Below are 19,099 nucleotides of genomic sequence, written 5' to 3' on the forward strand. Positions count from 1 at the left end.
CATGTGTTAAGCCTGCCGCCAGCGTTCAATCTGAGCCATGATCAAACTCTTCAATTCAAAAAGTTTAATCGCTCAATAAACTGCTTAGCTAAGTTTACATTCTACTTCTAAAGTAAAAATGAATTTCTAGTTTAAGCACCTATTAAGACTTCAAAATCAAAAATATTTTTTAATTAAGTCAATCAACAAGTGCCCACACAGATTGTCTGATAAATTGTTAAAGAACAAAAAACAACGACGCACTGCATTAAATCTAATTTCTCACAACAGTGCGTCGTTGTGTGGCGTGCATTATAGAGAAATATGAAATCCTTGCAAGTACTTTTTTCATCGAATGTTGTGTTTTTCACCACTTTTATGCAGCAAAAAGCAATAACATGTTGATTTATAAAGGATTTAATTTTGCAAAACATTTAGTAATTCTAACCGCTTAAAGCCCCATTGCTGCATGATTACTTCTCTTTTAGAGAACTCTTCATCCATTTTCGTGCAAAAGGCGATATTTTCCTTGTTTTGTTTTGAATTTTCCGGCGAGAACTCACTAAGTAAAACACTTACCCTATTAGCAATTCCATTGCCCGGATCAATAAAGTATTTCACATTCGGGAGCAATTGCTGTAGTTCTTGTTTTACGAGCGGAAAATGAGTACAACCTAAAATCACTGTATCAAGTGTTGGATGCGTTTGCCATTCAGTGATCACTTCACCTAATCGTTCTTGATCAACTTGCCCTGTTCGGATTTTTTCTTCTACCAGTTCTACTAATGCAGTACTTCCTATTTTTTCCACGACACAATCTTTAGCATACTTTTCGATAAGTTCTGCAACATACGGTCGCTCAACCGTACCTTTAGTGGCGAGCAGTCCGATTGTTTTCGTCTCAGAGACCGCCGCCGCCGGTTTAATTGCCGGTACGGTTCCAACAATTGGAAAGGTAAATTTTTCTCTTAAAGCGGGTAATACAACCGTACTTGCGGTATTGCAAGCAACCACGACCATATCAAGCGGGTATTTTTCTGCAATTTTTTGCAAAATTTTAACCGCTTGTTCAATTAATACATTTTCAGAACGTTCGGAGTAAGGGAAATAAGCATTATCGAAACAATAAAGGTAATGGGCATTCGGTAAAGTCTGGCGAATAGCATCATAAATGGTAAGCCCGCCCATTCCCGAATCATATAAAAGGATTGTTGGTTTCATATTATAGAAAGAAAGAAAATACTGAGTGGAATGCTACTCTCTTATTTTTATTGATTCAAGTCTCTCAAGGTACTGAGAACAAGTTTAACCACTATTGAGATTTCCTTTAATAAGATTGGTAAAAAAATAACGACTAGCTAAACTTAAAATATGTAAAACAATAAAAGGAGCAAGGTTATGAAAAAACATCTACTTTTTAGTACGGCGTTGATTGCATTCAGCAATTTCACTTATGGTTATTCCCACCCACATTGGTCATATGAAGGAGATAGCAGCCCTGCTCATTGGGGAGCAATCAATGAATCCTTTAAATTATGTCAAATCGGTAAAAACCAATCTCCCGTCGATCTCTCTCAATCAATTGCTTCTACTACACAGCACCTTACACTTAGTCATTCTCTTTCCGGTGAATATCAAATAGAAAATAACGGACATACGCTGCAAGCGACGCAAACCCAAGCTGTTAGTCCAATTCAATTAGACGGCAAACAATTTGTGCTTAAACAATTCCATTTCCATACACCAAGTGAGCATACTTTCAGACGTAAACATTTTCCGATTGAAGCGCATTTTGTACACCAATCAGCACAAGGTGAATTAGCAGTACTGGCGGTGATGTTTAAGCAAGGTAAAGATAATCCTGCATTAACGCCTCTGATTACTAAAATTTTAGCGAAAGGGGAAACCACAAAAAGTGTGTTGAACCCACAACAATTACTACCGCAAAATCAGGAATATTTCCGTTTAAATGGTTCATTAACTACCTCACCGTGCAGTGAAGGAGTAAATTGAGTGGTATTCAAAACGCCACTTGATGCAAGTCAAACGCAAATTGAGGCAATGCAGAAAATTATCGGACAAGAGAATAACCGTCCGGTACAGCCAATAAATTCACGCATTGCGATTGAAGAAAATAAATAGAAAAGAAAGAGGAGCCTATTATCACTCCTCTATGCTTAAGGAAATGGAAACGCCAGCAGAAACAGTTCTCTAATTTCTAACGGATAGCCATTCAGTCGATAAGAAGCTCGACGCATATACATTCCACTTTCATGATCTTGCTGCCAAGCCAATAGGGTACGCTTAGGCTGTTGAGCAAACAGCCATAAACCGATCGGCTGCTCACCAAGTAACAGCACCTCTTGAGCAACATTTTCTATCGTTTCTTCAGGTAATAGCGTTTGAGCAAAAATCCATGGACAATTCGCTTCTTTTAGCAACACCTCTCTATACCAGCAATCCGAATCACTCTGCGTTAAGTTACAAGCGGTCATCTTTTCCGTATTTTTTGCAAGCCACTTTTGCTCGGTAATTTGTACATTAAAGTCTTGAGTAACTTGTAGCAGCTTTTGTGTCAGCGAGCCTTGATGCAATAACCAAGCAGACTGTCGTGAAGTTAGCCCTATAGCTTCTTCGCACCAGTGGTTTTGCATCAAAATTTTGCGATATTGAGTGAGCATATAAAATAAAAAAGCGGTTAAATTGCAAATTATTTTAGCAATCTAACCGCTTATTGTGAATCAATGCCTGACTATATTATTAGCCTTTAGCAAGTTGACGAGCTGCTTCTACAACTACTGCAACCGCTTTTGCTTCCGTTGCATGGATGGTTTCTTCATTTGGAATTTCTTGCTGTGTACGATTTACGATTACACCTGAAACCATACCCGCACGTAAACCTAACGCAGAACACATCGTGAATAAAGTTGCTGACTCCATTTCAAAGTTCATTACATTTAAATCTTGCCATTGTTTTAATGAACCTTGGAAATGACGATAGATTTTACCGCTGAATGTGTCGTAACGCTCTTGACCTGGATAGAAAGTATCAGATGAAGCTGTGATACCTACATAAGGTGTTACCCCTTCCGCTTTTGCCGCTGCATAGAGTGCATTCGCACATTCAAAATTTGCAACCGCTGGATATTCAAGTGGTGCAAAGTGACGACTTGCACCATCTAAACGTACCGCACCGGTAGTCACTAGAATATCGCCAACATTAATATGTGGCTGAATTGCACCTGTTGTACCGATACGTAAGAAGGTACGAACACCAAGTTGCGCTAACTCTTCCACACAAATTGAAACAGACGGACCACCGATACCTGTTGAACATACAACTACCGGCTCTCCATCTACATAGCCTAACCAAGAGGTAAATTCACGGGTAGAAACTAAGAACTCCGGATTATCCATACGTTTCGCAATACGCTCACTACGCGCTGGGTCACCTGGAACAATCGCAATTTTCGCACCTTTTAACATTGCTTTGGTTAAACCTAAATGGAATACTTCGGACATATGGTCCCTCCTTTATCTGGACTCTATGAAATTTAAAACTTACGCTTATTCAAGCACGAAATCTAAATATAAACGATTGTTCTTACTAAAAAATTTTCAAATTTGTGAACTGGATCACCCGTAAACGTTTGCGTTTAATAAACACAAGCGGTTCATTTTGCCAAATAATTTACCAATATTAAGGTTTAATTTCTCGTAAAATCGGATTTTGCATTGAAATTAACGTTTCAGTTGATTGAATTTCATCAATTAACTGAATTTTTGTCGCCAATACTCGGTGTAATTCCTCAATCGTATGTGTCATCACTTTAATGAAAATCGAGTAATTACCCGTGGTATAGTAGGCCTCCACCACCTCTTCAAATTCATTTAACTTAGCAATTACTGTCTCATAATCTTTTGCCGATTTTAAAATAATCCCAATAAAGCAACAAACGTCATAACCCAATTTGCGTTCATTAATTCGAATTTTAGTGCCTTCAATAATACCGGTTTGGCGCATTTTCTCGACACGCACATGAATAGTACCGGCACTTACCCCGAAATTCTTTGCCATTTCCGCATAAGGGGTGCGGGCATCCGCAACTAATGCACGTAAAATTTGCTGATCAAGCGGATCAATTTGCTGTTTTGAATGATAATTCGTGTGCAAAATTCACTCCATTTTTCACTTTTATTAAAGAATCCTTAAAATTTACCATGAAAAATTAGATAAAATCCAATGAATAAAGTTTTTTATTTGACAACTGTTGTATTTTTTATGAATTGTATTAAATTGTGTTCATACCGTTAACCGATACGGTTTATCGCATAAACGATTTTATTTAAGGATAAGCAATGAAAAAGACATTTATTTTACAGCAGCAAGAAATTAGTTTTGTTAAAAACACTTTTACACAATATTTAATTGATAAATTAGGCATCATTGAAGTACAAGGTCCTATTTTGAGCGAAGTGGGTAACGGTATGCAAGATAACCTTTCCGGTGTCGAAAAAGCAGTACAGGTAAACGTAAAATGTATCCCTAATGCAAAATTTGAAGTAGTTCATTCATTAGCAAAATGGAAACGTCACACTTTAGCGCGTTTCGGTTTTAAAGAAGGTGAAGGCTTATTTGTACATATGAAAGCATTACGTCCGGACGAAGACTCTCTTGACCCGACACACTCTGTGTATGTAGACCAATGGGACTGGGAAAAAGTGATTCCTGAAGGTCGCCGTAATTTTGATTTCTTAAAAGAAACCGTAAACGAAATCTATAAAGCAATTCGTTTAACCGAATTAGCTGTAGAAGCACGTTTTGATATTCCATCAATCCTGCCGAAACAAATTACGTTCGTACACAGCGAAGAATTAGTACAACGCTACCCGAACATGACCGGCAAAGAACGTGAAAACGCAATTTGTAAAGAACACGGTGCGGTATTCTTAATCGGTATCGGTGGTAAATTATCAGACGGTAAAGCGCACGATGGTCGTGCACCAGACTACGATGACTGGACAACAGAATCAGAAAAAGGTTACAAAGGTTTAAACGGCGATATCTTAGTGTGGAATGAGCAACTGGGTTCCGCATTTGAGCTTTCGTCAATGGGTATCCGTGTTGATGAAAAAGCGCTTCGTTTACAAATTGAATTAACCGGTGACCAAGATCGTTTAGAAATGGATTGGCACAAAGATTTATTAGCAGGTCGCTTACCGCTTTCAATCGGTGGTGGTATCGGTCAATCTCGTATGGCAATGTTCCTTCTCCGTAAAAAACATATCGGTGAAGTGCAATCGAGCGTATGGCCGAAAGAAATGTTAGAAAAATTCGGTAACATTCTATAAGTTACTTTGCATACAAAGGGCTTCCTAATGGAAGCCCTTTTTTATACTTAAATACACACAAGCGGTCATATTTGCAAAATTTTTTACAAATACAATCTTATCCATAAAAAAATGCCGAGAAAATCTCAGCAAAATGCTATAACTTAGCAAGGATACACACTATGAAATTGTTATGCTTTAAATAACTGTAAAATTTTATTCCCCCAAAATTTCCATAAAACAATTACGCTCACCATGACACCAATCACTATCGGTCCTAACGTAATACCTTTAACCGACCAATAATAGTGTATTGCGGCGAACACAATTGCCGGATAAGCCAATTGATGCAAGCTAAACCATCTTTTACCCAATGCTTGTTTTACAAAAGGTAAAGACGTTATGGTCATAATGAGTAACACCAGAAAAGCAAGTCCACCTAATACTAAATAAGGCCTTACAAATAATTCACTTACGAACAGAGAAAAATCTAATCCAAGCTCTAAAACTAAGTAACTGCATACATGGAGTAATGCCCATGTGAATGCCCATAAACCAAGCGGACGGCGTAAAATTTGGTATTGGTTTTTATTTAGTACCTGAAGCACTATCCCCAATAAAAACATCACACAAAAAATAATAATTGCGGTATAACCTAAGAAATGGATTAAATCCTTACTCGGATCCGCACCTAACGCTTCACTATCTCCAACCAGTAAAATATAAGACAACCATGCTAAAGGTAGCGCACAGCTAATATGGATAATTCCTCGTAATAACGTCAACATTTAAAAATTCACCTTTAAATCTAATCCTTTATATAAATGACCAACTTCTTTTTCATAACCGTTAAACATTAATGTCGGTTGACGTTTAACAGCAAGCAAACCACCGCCACCAATCACACGTTCAGACGCTTGTGACCAACGAGGATGATCGACATTTGGATTTACGTTGGCATAAAAACCGTATTCATTCGGTGCAAGACTTTCCCATGTCGTTTTCGGACGTGTTTCTGATAAAGTAATTTTTACGATAGACTTAATACTCTTAAAGCCATATTTCCATGGTACAACTAAACGAATCGGCGCACCGTTTTGCGGTGGTAACATTTTTCCGTATAAGCCAACAGAAAGTAAGCTAAGCGGATTAAGCGCTTCTTCTAAAGTAAGTGCTTCAACATAAGGATAGTCAATACCACCACCAAAGAATTTATTTTTCTGACCAGGCATTTGCTCCGGATCGTGCAATGTATGGAATATAACAAACTTCGCTTTACTAGTAGGCTTCGCCATTTCAACTAAACGAGCCAATTCAAACCCAATCCACGGTACAACCATTGCCCAAGCTTCAACACAACGGAAACGATAAATACGCTCTTCTAGCGGAAAAGTGTTGAATAATTGTGTATGATTTAGCACGAAAGGATTTTCAACCTCTCCAGTAATCTCCAATTGCCACGGATCTGTTTTAAAATCTTGGGCAAACTTAGCCGGTGAAGCTTTATCTGTACCAAATTCATAAAAATTGTTATAACCGATTACTTTACTTTCGGGTGTTAAAACTAAATTTGAAGCGGGTGCGGCTTTAAAATCTAATTTAGCTAATGCTTTAGTCTCTTGTGCAGCAAAACTCATTTTAGGCAAACCGGTCGCTGCTAAACCAAGCCCCATTGCCTTAATAATTTGGCGGCGTTGGTTAAAAATTGTTTCAGGTGTTACGTCATAAGTGGTTAATTTTTTCATTATTGGCTCCTTTTATGTATAATCCATTCGTCTGAGATGCTATAAATATAATTACATAATCTTTCATTTAATTTACAAAAAGGAACAAAGATGTCACAAATTGAGCAATTGAATTCGATTACACCGCAAAAAATCGAAGAAATCCGCTTACAAATGATTAAATTCGCAACCTTGCAATTAAAAGATCCTGACCTAGCGGAAGATGTGGTACAAGAGGCGTTAATGAGCGCTTACAAAAGCGCACACTCCTTTCGAGGGCAAGCTGCATTAAAAACATGGATTTTTGCCATATTAAAAAATAAAATTGTAGATTTAATTAAATACAGGAAACGAACAATAAATGTTTCCGAACTGATGGAAGAAGAAAGCCCTAATCAATTTTTTGATCATACCGGCTATTGGGTTTCAGAGACTTACGAGCCGAAAGAATGGGAAGATGTCAATCAAATCACTTATAAGAAAGAATTTTGGGCCATCTTCGACATTTGTTTAAATAAATTACCGGCACAGCAAGCTCGTGTTTTTATGATGCGTGAGCATTTAGAAATGAGCAGTAAACAAATTTGTTTAGAATGCGGTATTACTACAGCCAATTTACACGTTATTTTGCATCGGACGAGACTACAACTACAAACTTGCTTAGCAAAAAACTGGTTTGAAGGAGAAAAAGAATAATGAATTGTGAGCATGCCTCAGAATTAATTTCACTAAGTTGTGAACAAAAGCTCAAAGTTAAAGACAGTGTTCAGCTACAAGTCCATTTATGGCTTTGTCCGAAATGCCGCTATTTCAAACAAAATAACGACAAATTACGTGAAATGTTGAAAGAATACTGTAATCAAACACAAAAAGAGCAATTGTAATTTAGTGACAAAAAAGACCGCTTGTTGATCTATACTCTAAAAATTAGACAAACCAACCACCTAATTAAAGGTGCAGATCAACAAGCGGTCTTTTTTCCTTTATTTTTTGCAAATTATGCTTTTACATTTTCTTTTAAGAAAGCTAAAAGCTGATCTTTGGCAATCATTGCTTTCTCGCCGGTACGGCGGTTTTTGTATTCAATTTCGCCGTTTGCGAGATTTTTCTCACCAATAACGACCATATGCGGTACACCGATTAACTCCATATCGGCAAACATTACACCTGGGCGCTCTTTACGATCATCAAAAATCACATCCACGCCTTGAGCTTTTAATGTGACATATAATTCTTCCGCAAAGGCTTGAACGCTTTCTGATTTGTGCATATTCATTGGTACAATCGCCACTGTAAATGGAGCAATTTCATCACTTGACCAGATAATACCACGCTCATCGTGATGTTGCTCAATAGCAGCCGCCACCACACGGGTTACACCAATACCATAACAACCCATTGTCATTACAAGCGGTTTACCATCTTCGCCTTGCACGGTGGCTTTCATTGCTTCAGAATATTTTTTCCCTAATTGGAAAATATGTCCTACTTCGATACCACGTTTGATTTGGAGTGTGCCTTTACCATCCGGACTTGGATCGCCTTCCACCACATTACGCAAATCAAACACTTCCGGCATTGCCACATCACGCTCCCAGTTCACATTGAAATAATGTTTACCATCAATATTAGCACCACAGCCAAAATCCGACATTAACGCTACTGAGCGGTCGATAATCGCTGGAATTGGCAAGTTAATTACGCCTAATGAACCGACACTTGCCCCGATTTTCGCTTTAATATCCGCTTCATCAGCAAACTCAAGCGGATCTGCCACTAGCGGATGTTTTTGGGCTTTGATTTCATTTAAATCGTGGTCGCCACGAATCACTAAAGCGATAAGCGGTTGTTCTTCGGTTGAACCTTTTACAATCAAGGTTTTTACCGTTTTTTCAATCGCTAAACCGTGATTTTCCACTAACTCGTTGATTGTTTTTGCATTTGGCGTATCCACTAATTCCATTGCCGCCATTGGTGCTTGGCGTTCACCCACAGCTACCGCTTCCGCCAATTCAATATTGGCCGCAAAATCTGACTCGGTTGAGAACACGACATCATCTTCGCCGCTTGAAGCTAACACTTGGAACTCGTGCGAAGCCGAACCGCCAATCGAGCCGGTGTCTGCTTGCACCGCTCGGAAATCTAAACCAAGACGAGTAAAGATGTTGCTGTAAACTTGATACATAACATCATAGGTTTCTTGTAGGCTCTCTTTGTCTGTGTGGAAAGAGTAAGCATCTTTCATTACGAACTCACGTGAACGCATCACACCGAAACGAGGACGCACTTCATCACGGAATTTGGTTTGAATTTGGTATAAATTTAACGGAAGTTGTTTGTAAGAAGACACTTCACGGCGAACTAAGTCGGTAATCACTTCTTCGTGAGTCGGGCCTAACACGAAATCACGGCTACCACGATCCACAAAACGCAATAATTCCGCACCGTAATCGTTCCAACGACCTGATTCTTGCCATAATTCCGCCGGCTGAACCACCGGCATTAATACCTCAATAGCACCGCCTTTGTTCATTTCTTCACGAATAATATTTTCTACTTTTTTCAACACCTTGATCCCTGTTGGCAACCAGTTATATAAACCTGAAGCCATCGGACGAATCATACCGGCACGCAACATTAATTGATGGCTTACCACCTGAGCATCATTCGGGGTTTCTTTCAGGGTTGAAAATAAATACTGACTTGTACGCATTGTTATTCCTATTTTTATTTTAAATCTCGAAAAATGGGAGCTATTCTAAAACAAAAGCGGTCGGATTTTCACAGAATTTTGCAATTTGCAAAAAATTAATGAAAACAGACCGCTTGATTTGTACATAAAAACAGTATTTGTTATATTAGCCCAATCAAAAACAAGCGGTCGGATTTAATCAAAATTTTACTATGAGCGAACAATTATTAGACGGTGTGCCACTTACCGCCCTTTCCGGGGTGGGCGCGGCAATTGTGGAAAAACTTAGCCGAATCGGCATTAATAACGTGCAAGATCTATTATTTCATTTGCCTTATCGCTATGAAGATCGTACTCGAATTACACCGATTGTTGATGTGCGTCCGGAAAGTTTTTCTACCATCGAAGGCATCGTGCAAGTTACCGAAGTGCAATTCGGTCGCCGTCCGATTTTGTCCACCGTGCTTTCTGACGGCACCAGTAAAATCACCCTGAAATTCTTTAATTTTAATGCGGGAATGAAAAACAGCCTGACCGCCGGCACACGTGTCAAAGCCTTTGGCGAAATCAAACGCGGGCGTTTTATGGCGGAAATTCATCACCCAGAATATCAAATTATTCGCAATAATCAACCGCTTGAACTTGCCGAAACTTTAACGCCGATTTACTCCACCACTGAAGGCTTGAAGCAAAATTCGTTACGTAAACTCACCGAGCAAGCGTTAGCGTTATTGGATAAAATCAAAGTCGGAGAGTTACTGCCTGATCAATATAATCCGCATAAATACAGCTTAAAAGAAGCGTTGCAATTATTGCATCGCCCACCACCGGATATTTCTGCCGAACAATTGGAAAAAGGCGATCATCCAGCACAAAAACGGCTGATTTTTGAAGAATTATTGGCACACAACTTAGCGATGCAACAAGTACGAGTCGGGGTAAATCAACTTGCCGCGACACCGCTACACTATCAAACCGATCTCAAAAGCCGCTTTTTGGCGAGTTTGCCGTTTAAACCGACCAATGCCCAAAGCCGTGTAACAGCGGATATTGAACAGGATTTAGCCAAATCTTCGCCGATGATGCGTCTAGTGCAAGGCGATGTGGGTTCAGGCAAAACCTTAGTCGCGGCACTTGCTGCCCTGCTTGCGATTGATAATGGCAAACAAGTGGCATTAATGGCACCGACTGAAATCCTTGCCGAGCAGCACGCCAATAACTTTGCCAACTGGCTACGCCCGTTCGGGATTGAAGTCGGTTGGCTTGCCGGTAAAGTAAAAGGTAAAGCTCGCACTGCACAACTGGAAGCGATTAAAAACGGCGAAGTGCAGATGATTATTGGCACGCACGCCCTCTTCCAAGAAAGTGTCGAGTTTCATAATCTCGCGTTAGTGATTATTGATGAGCAACACCGTTTCGGTGTACATCAACGTTTAACCCTACGTGAAAAAGGGGCGAAAGACGGCATTTATCCGCACCAGCTGATTATGACCGCCACACCAATCCCTCGCACCTTGGCAATGACGGTCTATGCCGATCTAGATACGTCTATTATTGATGAGTTGCCACCGGGACGAACACCGATTACTACCGTAGCGATTTCGGAAGACAGACGAGATGAAATTGTCCGCCGTGTGTATGTCGCCTGCAAAAATGAAAACCGCCAAGCCTACTGGGTTTGTACTTTAATTGATGAATCGGAAATCTTAGAAGCACAAGCGGCGGCAGCGATTGCCGAAGATCTGCAACGAGCCTTACCAGACTTACATATTGGCTTAGTACACGGACGAATGAAGCCGCAAGAAAAGCAAGAGATTATGGCGGAATTTAAAGCGGCGAACATTGATTTATTGGTCGCCACCACCGTGATTGAAGTCGGCGTTGATGTGCCGAACGCCAGCCTAATGATTATCGAAAACTCCGAACGTTTAGGGCTTGCTCAGCTGCATCAGTTACGTGGACGTGTCGGACGTGGTGCAACCGCTTCGCACTGCGTGTTGCTGTATAAACCGCCGCTCGGCAAAATTTCGAGTAAACGCCTACAAGTGTTGCGTGACAGTCAAGACGGCTTCTATATCGCCGAGAAGGATTTAGAAATTCGTGGCACCGGTGAAATTCTCGGCACCAAACAAACTGGCATGGCGGAATTTAAAGTAGCGAATTTAATGCGAGATCGCAAAATGATTCCATTGGTACAGAACTATGCCAAGCAAATTATTCAGCAAAATCCACCGCTTGCAGAAGCGCTGATTCGTCGCTGGCTTGGTGAGCGTACCGAATATAGTAATGCTTAATAAAAAAGCAAATAGCGTAATGCTAAGCCAATCCGGCTCTGAAAATATTTTGTGATCTTATTCACATTTCTACGAATTGGCTTTTGCAAGCGGTCTATTTTCTAGCTAAATTTGCCATTGTTACAACACTTAGGGTGTTACGAGAATTCGGCAAGCCTAAGCAAAATGATTTTCTAATTTCGGTTAGAAAGTTTTTTTGCTTAGGCTTTTTTATTTGCCTGCAGATTTTTATTTTGAAGAGGGCTACATTATGGCAAAAAATTTCAGCAAACTCGCCAGTGAAATTGTGCAATTCGTTGGAGGAGAACAAAATATTCACTCCTTAGTACACTGTGCAACTCGGCTGCGTTTTGTTTTAAAAGACAAAAACAAAGCTGATAAAGAACGCTTAAACCAAACTGCCGGTATCATCAGCGTGGTGGAAAGCGGGGGGCAATTCCAAGTCGTTATCGGCAACAATGTGCCGAAAGTTTATGCAGAAATTATGTCACAAGCGAATATTCAAGCCAGTGATGATGCGGATTTACCAAAACCGTCTTTAATTAACCGTGCGATTGATTTCCTCGCCGGCTCTTTCACGCCGTTGATTGGCGTGATGGCGGGTGCCGGTATTCTAAAAGGGCTGATTGCCATTTTACAAGTTGCCGGTTTGCTTGATCCTGCCTCCGGCACCTTTACCGTTTTAGATGCGGCAGCAAGTGGAACCTTTTACTTCTTACCGGTCTTTCTTGCCTTTACCGCCGCCAATAAACTCAAAACCAGTCCTTTTATTGCGGTAGGTGTCGCCACCGCCTTACTCTACCCAAGTATTGTCGCTATTAGTCAAAGCGGAAAACCGCTTGAGTTCCTCGGCTTTGAACTAGCAACGATGAACTATGCTTATAGCGTTATTCCAATTCTACTTGCAGTATGGACACAATCTTATATTCAACGTTTTTTTGAAAATATCTTCCATGAAGCGGTCCGTAATTTCTTTGCTCCGGCTTGTACGTTATTAGTGGTTGTGCCTTTAACCCTTGCAGTTATCGGGCCTATCGGCGGCGAAGTCGGTAGTACGATTGCCGCTGCTTTAGCTTGGTTATACGAAACCAGTCCGATTGCCACCGGTATTGTGGTGGGCGGATTGTGGCAAGTGTTAGTGATCTTCGGTATTCACTGGAGCATCGTGCCAATTATGATTAACAATATGTCCGTTGTTGGTTTCGATTTAATCGGACCATTAACCGCTGCCGCCGTACTTGGACAGGCTGGTGCAACGTTTGCCGTATTCCTCAAATCTCGTAATAAAGATATCAAAGCGATTGCCGGTTCAACGACTTTCAGCGGTGTGTTAGGCATTACCGAACCACTTATTTACGGTATTACGCTACGTTTCAAAAAACCCTTTATTTGCGGTGTGATCGGCGGCGCTATCGGTGGGGCGGTGATTGGCTGGGGAGGAACAAAAATGTTTGCCTTTGGTTTCTCAGGTCTATTGCTTTATCCGGTCATTATCGGCGAAGGCAGTAATATCGTAACTTACTCTTTAGGTATGGCGGTTGCATTTGCTGCAGCCGGTATCCTGACCTATCTGTTCGGTTATAGCGATAAAATGTTACCTGAGCAAGCTTCTGCTGCTGAGCCTAAAACTACCCCAAACGTCGTAAAAAACGGTGAAGTGTCTACTATCCCTCTTAACAACTTCAATCTCGTTAGCCCGCTTGAGGGTAACATCCAAAAATTAACTGAAATTGCCGACCCAATGTTTGCTTCCGAGGCTCTCGGTAAAGGAATTGCCATCGAACCGACCAAAGGCGAATTAATTTCGCCGGTTAACGGAACTATCAGCTCCGTCTTCCCAACCAAACACGCTTATAACATTATCTCGGATGACGGTTTAGAAGTGCTAATTCATATCGGTATGGATACAGTCCAACTCAACGGCACACACTTTGAGACCTTTGTCAAAGACGGCGATCGCATCCAAGTCGGACAATTACTGGGTAAATTCGACATTGAGAACATCAAAGCTAAAGGCTATTCGGTTGTTACCCCGATTATCATAGCGAATAGCGATGAGTATCTTGATGTTATCGCAACCAATGAGCCATATATTTATCAAAATGAACCGCTCATTAAAGTTTTGGAACATAAAGCGTCATAGGATCCTGTCCATTCATTTTCCCTCACCAACATCGGTGGGGGAAGGTAAACGAACATATAAGAGGAATGAACTATGCGAAAAATAATCTTCCTTGATGTGGATGGTACATTAGTCGATTACCAAAACCGGATTCCTCCGTCTGCCATTCATGCAATCCATCAAGCTCGCCAAAACGGACACTTGGTTTATCTATGTACCGGCAGAAGCCGAGCAGAAATGCAACCTCAACTTTGGGATATTGGGGTGGACGGTATGATTGGCGGTAACGGCAGTTATGTTGAACATCAAAACCAAGTCATTATGCACCAATGTATTGAGCCTGAAATTGCTCGGCAAGCAGTAGATTGGCTCCAAGCAAACGCATTGGAATTTTATTTGGAGAGTAATAACGGCTTATTTGCCAGCCGTTTCTTCCGAGAAGTTGGGACGACTGCTTTCCGGCGCTATATGGCAACAAAAAGTAGCGATCTGACGGAAAACGACCGTATTATCGAACAAATGTTGGATGATATGATTTGGGGCGCTGAACTCTATCGCAATGACCTCAATAAAATTAGCTTTGTGCTAAATAGCTTAGCGGATGTTAATGCGGCTAAAGCGGCATTTCCACAACTGAAAGTCGGTTCTTGGGGCGGTGTCGGTGAAATTCCGTTATTCGGTGATCTTGGTGTACCGAATATCTCTAAAGCACACGCAATTGAAATCTTACTGAATCATCTCAAAGCGGATCGCCACAACACACTTGCCTTCGGTGACGCCAAGATTGACATTCCGATGCTTGAATATTGCGAAATCGGAGTCGCAATGGGTAACGGCGGCAAAGAAATTAAAGCAATGGCAGATTATGTTACCGGCGATGTAGAGCAAGATGGCTTATATCAGGCTTTTGTCCACTTTGGATTAATAACCGAATAACTGCAAGCGGTCAAATTTCAACTTTTTATGCAAATTATCACATCCAAGGAGGAAATATGCATCTTAAATATCTTTCGTTGGCATTAGTTATCGGTACAGCAAGCGCACAAACTGTCAATTTCAACTTACAAGCAAAAGTCTTCGATTACGGTCAGAATGTAACGGCTATTGAGCTCGAAACTAAACATTTAGCTATTCCGGCTAAAGCACTAAAAACCTCAGATTTCCAAGTATATGCTAAATCTTCGTTACCCATTAATGCGATGGGGAATAAAGTTGCCGGTGAATTTGATACGGAGCGAAAAATTACTAAAGTAGCATTGAACAACCAGGGAAATATCGTACTTTCTCTCGAACACGGTAAGGATATTGTCGGTGCTAATACATTGGCTTATATTGCTGGAGATATCGGGCGTAATGTACAACTTGGCTTAGATTATCAAATACGCCAAACCCGAGATTTAGCATTGTTGCCAAAAGACACGACCTACCGCCAACAAGCATTAATTGATAATGAAGTGGCAAAATTCACCGCCTACACATCTCAGCAAGGTATGCATTATCAATTGTTCCAACCGCAAAATTCTCACCAAAAACGACCGCTTATCATCTGGCTACACGGTAATGGCGAAGGCGGTGTTGGCGATTATCAAAACAATATTTCCACTCTGCTCGCGAATCGTGGTGGAGTTGCATTTGCCGGCGCTGAAGCACAAAAAATCTTCGGCGGTGCTTATGTTGTCGTGCCTCAAGTACCGGACACTTGGTATCTCAATTATCAAAAAGATTATATTCGCCAACTGAAAGCATTACTTGATGAGGTGATTGCCAACCACCAAATTGATAGTGACCGAGTTTATCTGTTTGGTGCCTCTGCCGGCGGCTATATGTCGTTGCGTATGTTGCTTGAATATCCTGACTTTTTTGCCGCAACCGTTGCCACTGCACCGGCTTTAGATAAAGCACCGATTGCAGGCGGCGTACCGACCACTGAACAGGAATTACAACGAATTCAAGGCAAGCCGCTTTGGCTGGTACACGCAGCGAACGATCCAACCATTTCTTACCCGGCAACCAGCAAACGCGTATTCCAAATCCTACGTGATCACGGTGCGATTTTAAGTGTTTATCCGGAAGTTAAAATCGGCAAAACAACTTACAACGGGCATTGGTCTTGGATTTACACCTTACGTAATATTCCAAAAACACCACATGGCGAGTCGCTCTTTGAATGGACGGCAAAACAAAGACGTTAGCCAATCACAAATTAAATGGAGTCATACCCAAGCGGTCGAGTCTTGTAAAAAAACGACAAAATTCGACCGCTTGTTTTTTTGTGATCATGTTCACATTTCTCAAAGCTGCTCTTTGCAAGCGATGATTTTTTCAGATAAATTTGCACTTATAACACTTAGGGTGTTACGTTAATTCGGCAAGCCTAAGCAAAATGATTTTCGCACTTCGGTGGGAAAGTTTTTTTGCTTAGGCTTTTTTATTGAGTTTTATTGCAATGAGGATCAGAAAATGAGCAATTTAAAACCGTTTCCAGCGAATTTTTTATGGGGTGGCGCAACGGCTGCTAATCAAATTGAAGGCGGCTTTGACGCGGATGGTAAAGGTTTATCCGCTGCGGATATGGTTGCATACGTACCAAAAGAAGAGCGTGGTGCGCACAGCGCTGCGATTGAAGTGACTTCAGAGCGTATCGAATCTATTTTATCCGGTAACTTCCAAGGGCGATTCCCAAAACGAGACGGTATTGATTTCTATCACAAATATAAAGACGATATCGCCCTCTTTGCTGAAATGGGCTTTAAATGCTTCCGTATCTCTATTCACTGGGCAAGAATTTTCCCGAACGGTTATGATGAACAGCCGAATGAAGCAGGCCTCAAATACTATGATGATATGTTTGATGAAATGCTCAAATACGGCATTCAACCGATGGTAACCCTTTGCCACTATGAAACCCCACTCGGCTTGGTGCAAAAATATAACGGTTGGGTACATCGTGATGTTATCGGTCATTTTTTACGCTATGCGGAAACCGTGTTTAAACGCTACAAAGACAAAGTGAAATATTGGCTCACATTTAATGAAATCAATATGATCACTATGCATAGTCCTTATACCGGTGGCGGTGTCGTGATTGATCGTATTCCGGAAGCGGAACGTGAAAACGCAAAATACCAAGCATTACATCACCAATTTGTTGCAAGCGCACTAGCGACCAAATTACTTCACGAAATCATTCCAGACGGCAAAATGGGCTGTATGTTGGCTCGCTTGCATCACTATGCTTTAACTGCCGATCCAAAAGACCAACGTCTGGCACAATGGGGCAATCAGCAAAACTTATTCTTCACCGATGTTCATGCGCGTGGTGAATATCCGCGTTATATGTTGCGCCACTGGCAAGAAAATAACGTTAACATTCAAAAAGAATTCGGGGACGATGCAATTCTTAAACAATATCCGGTCGATTTTATTTCCTTCAGTTACTATATGTCGGTTTGCGTCACCACACATAATGAAGGAGAGAAAGTCGGCGGTAACCTAATTGAAGGCGTGAAAAATCCGTATCTTAAAGCCTCAGATTGGGGCTGGCAAATCGATCCGGAAGGGTTACGTATTACCTTAAACGATATGTACGATCGCTACCAAAAACCGCTTTTCATTGTCGAAAACGGGCTAGGTGCGTATGACCAAGTGGAAGCGGACGGCAGTATTCATGATCATTATCGTATTGATTATTTACGTGCGCATATCCAACAAATGCAAGAAGCAATCTCAGACGGTGTGGAGTTGATCGGCTATTTAGAATGGGGGCCGATTGATTTAGTGAGTATGTCAACTTCCGAAATGTCAAAACGCTACGGCTTTATTCATGTTGATTTGGACGACCTAGGCAACGGCACCGGCAAACGCAGCCGTAAAGATTCGTTCCATTGGTACAAAAAAGTTATTGCAAGTAACGGAGCTGATTTAGCCTAAATGAAAATTTTTCATTAAATTCTGTTCAGATAAGCGGTCGTTTTTCTCGTTATTTTTGCAAAAAAATGCGAGAATCAGACCGCTTTTCTGTATAAACGATATCCAATCTTTACTGCACTAATGACTAATTTTCGGATAAAAGAATAAAACTATTTGGAGGCGGACTATGCTCAAAATCACAAAAGTGTTTAACAATAACGCTGTACTTGCTGAGAATGAACTGCAAACCGAATTGGTGGTGCTTGGAAAAGGGGTCGCTTTTGCTAAAAAGTTGGGAGATTGCGTTGATACCGATCTGATTGAAAAAACCTTTAGCCTCAATAAAAGTCCGTTTACACCGCACTTGATCGCCCTACTTGAACAAATTCCACCGATTTATTTTCAACTGACCAATCAAATCGTTAACGAAGCGAATAAACAACTCGGCACACCTCTTTCCAACAGTATTTACGTCAGTCTGACCGACCACCTTTTCCATGCGATTGAACGAGCTAACAATCATCAGCAAATCCCTAACGCTCTTACTTACGAAATCCAGCGCCTCTATCGCACGGAATTTGCCCTTGGGCTATTTGCTATCGCCAAAATTCGTGAGTATTTAAAGGTAGAATTGGATGAGCACGAAGCCGCTTTTATCGCCCTCCATATTTTTAATGCTCGTACTGACGGCTCAACAATGCATGACACCTACCAAGCTACGCAAATCATTAAAGATATTCTGCGCTTAGTACGTTTGCAATTTAATTACCATTTCGATGAAGATAACTACGATTTCCAGCGCTTTCTCACTCACTTACAGCATTTCGCACAACGTTTTTTTGTTTCCGGTCAACATACTTCCAGCGATGATGATTTTCTCTATCAACAAACTAAACTGGCTTATCCAAAAGCCTATCAATGTGTTGAAAAAATCAATCGTTATCTTCAGCAGCATTATCAAAAGTCGCTTAACCAAGATGAACAACTCTATTTAACCATTCATATTCAACGAGTGGTCAAAAGCAAATAATATCCGCTGTAAGTTCAG

At 40.9% G+C, this 19,099-nt stretch carries 18 protein-coding genes; 11 read left to right on the forward strand and 7 right to left on the reverse strand.

Translation table 11 applies throughout. The annotated features are described in order from the left end of the window. Positions 1–396 precede the first annotated feature (396 nt). Positions 397–1,200, reverse strand: a complete 804-nt coding sequence (gene murI / locus C228_RS0111840; protein ID WP_026313293.1) for a glutamate racemase — start codon at positions 1,198–1,200, stop codon at positions 397–399. 177 nt (positions 1,201–1,377) lie between these two features. Here murI and C228_RS13690 point away from each other — a divergent pair, with 177 nt between their 5' ends. Beyond that, positions 1,378–1,992 (forward strand): carbonic anhydrase, encoded by a 615-nt coding sequence (locus C228_RS13690; protein ID WP_018652815.1) that lies wholly within the window; start codon positions 1,378–1,380, stop codon positions 1,990–1,992. Next, complete coding sequence (locus tag C228_RS15010; protein ID WP_018652816.1) at positions 1,993–2,121, forward strand: hypothetical protein; 129 nt, start codon at positions 1,993–1,995, stop codon at positions 2,119–2,121. Positions 2,122–2,156: 35 nt separating this feature from the next. Here the strand turns inward: C228_RS15010 and C228_RS0111850 are convergent, their stop codons facing one another. The 3 genes from C228_RS0111850 to asnC form a co-directional block, all read right to left on the reverse strand. After that, positions 2,157–2,633: a chorismate--pyruvate lyase family protein gene (locus tag C228_RS0111850; protein WP_018652817.1), complete on the reverse strand. Its 477-nt coding sequence runs from the start codon at positions 2,631–2,633 to the stop codon at positions 2,157–2,159. A gap of 106 nt (positions 2,634–2,739) precedes the next feature. Beyond that, positions 2,740–3,501 carry a uridine phosphorylase gene (udp, locus tag C228_RS0111855; protein WP_018652818.1) on the reverse strand — a complete coding sequence of 254 codons (762 nt, stop codon included), beginning with the start codon at positions 3,499–3,501 and terminating at the stop codon, positions 2,740–2,742. 178 nt (positions 3,502–3,679) lie between these two features. Then, entirely contained in the window at positions 3,680–4,153 is a 474-nt protein-coding gene (asnC, locus tag C228_RS0111860; RefSeq protein WP_018652819.1) for a transcriptional regulator AsnC, read from the reverse strand. A gap of 185 nt (positions 4,154–4,338) precedes the next feature. On the opposite strand from asnC, the gene asnA reads away from it, so the two are divergent. Further along, positions 4,339–5,331, forward strand: a complete 993-nt coding sequence (gene asnA / locus C228_RS0111865; protein WP_018652820.1) for an aspartate--ammonia ligase — start codon at positions 4,339–4,341, stop codon at positions 5,329–5,331. 170 nt (positions 5,332–5,501) lie between these two features. Here the strand turns inward: asnA and C228_RS0111870 are convergent, their stop codons facing one another. Both C228_RS0111870 and msrP read right to left on the reverse strand, forming a co-directional pair. Then, positions 5,502–6,098: a protein-methionine-sulfoxide reductase heme-binding subunit MsrQ gene (locus C228_RS0111870; RefSeq protein ID WP_018652821.1), complete on the reverse strand. Its 597-nt coding sequence runs from the start codon at positions 6,096–6,098 to the stop codon at positions 5,502–5,504. Then, positions 6,099–7,055 (reverse strand): protein-methionine-sulfoxide reductase catalytic subunit MsrP, encoded by a 957-nt coding sequence (gene msrP / locus C228_RS0111875; RefSeq protein ID WP_018652822.1) that lies wholly within the window; start codon positions 7,053–7,055, stop codon positions 6,099–6,101. A gap of 90 nt (positions 7,056–7,145) precedes the next feature. On the opposite strand from msrP, the gene C228_RS0111880 reads away from it, so the two are divergent. Beyond that, positions 7,146–7,730 (forward strand): sigma-70 family RNA polymerase sigma factor, encoded by a 585-nt coding sequence (locus C228_RS0111880; protein ID WP_018652823.1) that lies wholly within the window; start codon positions 7,146–7,148, stop codon positions 7,728–7,730. Then, positions 7,730–7,918, forward strand: a complete 189-nt coding sequence (locus C228_RS0111885; protein WP_018652824.1) for an anti-sigma factor family protein — start codon at positions 7,730–7,732, stop codon at positions 7,916–7,918. Before C228_RS0111880 ends, C228_RS0111885 begins: the two co-directional genes overlap by 1 nt. 113 nt (positions 7,919–8,031) lie before the next feature. On the opposite strand, the gene proS is transcribed toward C228_RS0111885, so the two are convergent. Next, entirely contained in the window at positions 8,032–9,747 is a 1,716-nt protein-coding gene (proS, locus tag C228_RS0111890) for a proline--tRNA ligase (protein WP_018652825.1), read from the reverse strand. Between the two features lie 191 nt (positions 9,748–9,938). Between proS and recG the strand changes: the two genes are divergently transcribed. From recG to licT, 6 genes are all read left to right on the forward strand, one after another. After that, entirely contained in the window at positions 9,939–12,020 is a 2,082-nt protein-coding gene (gene recG / locus C228_RS0111895) for an ATP-dependent DNA helicase RecG (protein ID WP_018652826.1), read from the forward strand. Positions 12,021–12,270: 250 nt separating this feature from the next. Beyond that, positions 12,271–14,163 (forward strand): beta-glucoside-specific PTS transporter subunit IIABC, encoded by a 1,893-nt coding sequence (locus tag C228_RS0111900; RefSeq protein WP_018652827.1) that lies wholly within the window; start codon positions 12,271–12,273, stop codon positions 14,161–14,163. Positions 14,164–14,235: 72 nt separating this feature from the next. Beyond that, entirely contained in the window at positions 14,236–15,078 is an 843-nt protein-coding gene (locus C228_RS0111905) for an HAD family hydrolase (RefSeq protein ID WP_018652828.1), read from the forward strand. Between the two features lie 56 nt (positions 15,079–15,134). Further along, positions 15,135–16,334, forward strand: a complete 1,200-nt coding sequence (locus C228_RS0111910) for a prolyl oligopeptidase family serine peptidase (protein ID WP_018652829.1) — start codon at positions 15,135–15,137, stop codon at positions 16,332–16,334. A gap of 268 nt (positions 16,335–16,602) precedes the next feature. Next, positions 16,603–18,072: a glycoside hydrolase family 1 protein gene (locus C228_RS0111915; protein WP_018652830.1), complete on the forward strand. Its 1,470-nt coding sequence runs from the start codon at positions 16,603–16,605 to the stop codon at positions 18,070–18,072. Positions 18,073–18,238: 166 nt separating this feature from the next. Continuing rightward, on the forward strand, positions 18,239–19,081 hold the full coding sequence (gene licT, locus C228_RS0111920) for a BglG family transcription antiterminator LicT (RefSeq protein ID WP_018652831.1): 843 nt from the start codon (positions 18,239–18,241) through the stop codon (positions 19,079–19,081). The last annotated feature ends 18 nt before the right edge of the window (positions 19,082–19,099 follow it).

This window comes from Actinobacillus capsulatus DSM 19761, from assembly GCF_000374285.1.
Lineage (GTDB): Bacteria > Pseudomonadota > Gammaproteobacteria > Enterobacterales > Pasteurellaceae > Actinobacillus > Actinobacillus capsulatus.